This window comes from Mesorhizobium sp. M2A.F.Ca.ET.039.01.1.1 (assembly GCF_003998035.1).
GTDB lineage: Bacteria > Pseudomonadota > Alphaproteobacteria > Rhizobiales > Rhizobiaceae > Mesorhizobium.
The window spans coordinates 1-2541 of record NZ_RZRY01000813.1; the positions used below are offsets into that span (position 1 = coordinate 1).

3 protein-coding genes are annotated in these 2541 nt (G+C 64.1%); 2 read left to right on the plus strand and 1 reads right to left on the minus strand.

What is annotated here, in order from left to right; genetic code table 11:
- Positions 1-558 (minus strand): aminopeptidase P family N-terminal domain-containing protein (locus tag EOA24_RS34065; RefSeq protein ID WP_189354466.1); only part of this gene is annotated, 558 nt, incomplete at its 3' end.
- 254 nt (positions 559-812) lie between these two features.
- Here EOA24_RS34065 and EOA24_RS34070 point away from each other — a divergent pair.
- Together EOA24_RS34070 and EOA24_RS34075 are read left to right on the plus strand one after the other, a co-directional pair.
- Positions 813-2249, plus strand: coding sequence for an FAD-binding oxidoreductase (locus EOA24_RS34070; RefSeq protein WP_189343121.1), 1437 nt, complete (start codon positions 813-815; stop codon positions 2247-2249).
- Positions 2246-2541, plus strand: a 296-nt coding sequence (locus tag EOA24_RS34075) for a GntR family transcriptional regulator (RefSeq protein WP_133374758.1), incomplete at its 3' end; no start/stop codon positions are given. The genes EOA24_RS34070 and EOA24_RS34075, both read left to right, overlap by 4 nt.

The window sequence follows — 2541 nt, forward strand, 5'->3', positions numbered from 1 at the left end:
AATGTCGTCATGGGCCCGCGCGACCGCCGCTTCTGCCAGTTTCGAGGCCTTGCGCAGATAGTCGATTTCCGGCGCCGATTTGACCGCGCGGATCCAGTTCACGAGCAGGTCGGCGTCGTGCCATTTGGCGTTGGGCAGTCCGGCGACGAGCCGCGCATGCGCCTTTGGCGAAAAATAATAGGCTTCGAGCTCGATGCCGATGGGACGGTTGCCCCAGCCCTTGGCGACGATCCAGGCCGCGATCCAGTCCATCGGATGCCGGTCGGCGCGCTGGACATGGTCCTCCGGGAAGCCGACGACGTTTTCCGGCTTCATCCAGGCCGTCAGCAGCCCGCCAGCCGCATCCATGGCGCGGCCGATCCAGACTGGCTCGGCATCCTCGATGGGAACAAGCACGACCTGCGGCGTGTAGAACGACCAGCCGTCATAGCCGGTGATGTAGTGCTGGTTGGCGACGTCGTTGACGATCAGGAGTTCGATGCCTCGCCTGGCCATCTCGGCGCGGATTTTTCCGAGCCGCCGCTGGTACTCTGCGCGGGCAAAAGGCGGTTCAATCATCTTTTCTCCTCATCGGATCGATCTGGTCGGGGACGAAGCCCTATCGTCCTACCATTGCGGTGGTTTTGAGCGACGACAATCGGCCAGGACGGTGCATAGGCAGGGCCTACCGAGCAGTCTCGGCTTGCCAGCCGCCGTGGTCAGTTCCACCTGCCTTGAACGAGCCGATGACCTGTTCGCCGAACAAAAGAGCGATTGACTCGAATTAAGTTGTAGGATGATATGTATCACCTGATATCAAGACATAAATCTCCATGACCGTTGATCGCCTCTCGCCGGAAATACTCAGCGCCATGGAAGGCGCCGTCGGCCGAAACGGCATTGCCGCCGAGCCGGCTGGAATGGCGAAATATCTGGGCGACTGGGCGGGCGATTATCGCGGCGAAGCGCTTGCCGTGCTGCGGCCCGGCTCGGTCGGCGAAGTCCAGGCTCTGATGCGCTTGTGCAACGAGCTTGGGCTCGGCATCGTTCCGCAAGGCGGCAACACCGGGCTGGTATCAGGCGCGATCGACAGCAAAGGCGGCGGCCTGGTTGTCTTGAGCCTGGAGCGGCTGAACGCCATCCGGCAGATTGATGCCGGCAACTTCACCCTGCAAGCCGATGCCGGCTGCGTGCTGCAGACGATCAAGGACGCCTGCGAGGCGCAAGAATGCCTCTTCCCGCTCGCGCTCGGCGCGCAAGGCAGCTGCCAGATCGGCGGCAATGCGGCGACCAATGCCGGCGGCGTCAACGTGCTGCGCTATGGCATGGCACGCGACCTGATCCTCGGTCTCGAAGTCGTGCTGGCGGACGGCGAACTGTGGAACGGCTTCTCTGGTCTGCGCAAGAACAACAGCGGCTACGACCTGAAGCAGCTTTTCATCGGTTCCGAAGGCACGCTCGGCATCATCACCGGTGTCGAGGTCAAGCTGTTTCCGAAACCGGCGCGAACCGAGACCGCCTATCTCGGCCTTGCCTCGTTCGAGGCGGCCGTTGCGCTCTTCAACCAGGCGCGCCGCGATTGCTCGGACCTCGTCTCCGCTTTCGAGATCATCGGCGCCGAATGCATCGAGCTTGCCCGGCTGATCGACCCGGCGATGAGGGCGCCGGTCGGAGCGCCCGTCCACGTGCTGATCGAATTGTCATCCAGCGCGGCTATCGACCTCAACAGCTTGCTGGCCGGCGTCCTCGGCGATGCCATGGAAAATGGCCTGGTAACCGACGCGGTTCTCGCCGCGAGCACGACGCAGGCCAGGAGTTTTTGGGCGATCCGCGAAGGTCTGGTCGAAGGCCAGGCCAAGCGCGGCTATCATGTGCGCACCGACCTGTCGGTGAGGATTTCCGACATCCCCAGCCTCATCGAAAGAGCCCGCCGCTTCGTCGCGAATGACCATCCCGGCTGGATCCCGCTCGCCTACGGCCACGCCGGTGACGGCAACATCCACTTCAACGTGCTGCCGCCGCTCGAACTCGCCGAGGATGAAGCCCGTGCCCGGGGCGCCGAAGTCATCGCCGGGCTCTATGAAATCGCCGTCGGTCTCGGCGGCTCGATCAGCGCGGAGCACGGCATCGGCCGCAGCCGCCGCAAGGAATTCTGGGCCGGGCTTTCGCCGGCGCATCGCCGCATGGTCGCGGCGCTGAAGAGCGCACTCGACCCCAAGGGCCTGATGAATCCCGGTTGCCTGTTGCCCGCGACGGAGACTTTTCCATGAAGCAGAGACTGGCCGCCATCGGCACTGTCGAGACATTGCCGCACCGGGTCGCTGCCTTCCTCAGCCGCGAGATCGAATCCGGCGAATTGAACCCCGGCGCGCGCCTGCCGACCGAGCAGGAATTGTCCGAAAAATTCGGCGTCAGCCGAAATGTCGTGCGCGAGGCGATCGCCCAGCTTCGCGCCGACGGCATGATCGAGGCGCGCCAAGGCATCGGCGCCTTCGTGCTGGCGCCCGAGCAGCGAGCAGCGATCCGCATCGACCGCGAGGCGCTCAAGGACCCGCACAACAT

Excerpts from the sequence above, each read along its gene's own strand:
- EOA24_RS34070 (WP_189343121.1), top strand. The coding sequence starts at position 813 with ATGACCGTTGATCGCCTCTCGCCGGAAATACTCAGCGCCATGGAAGGC.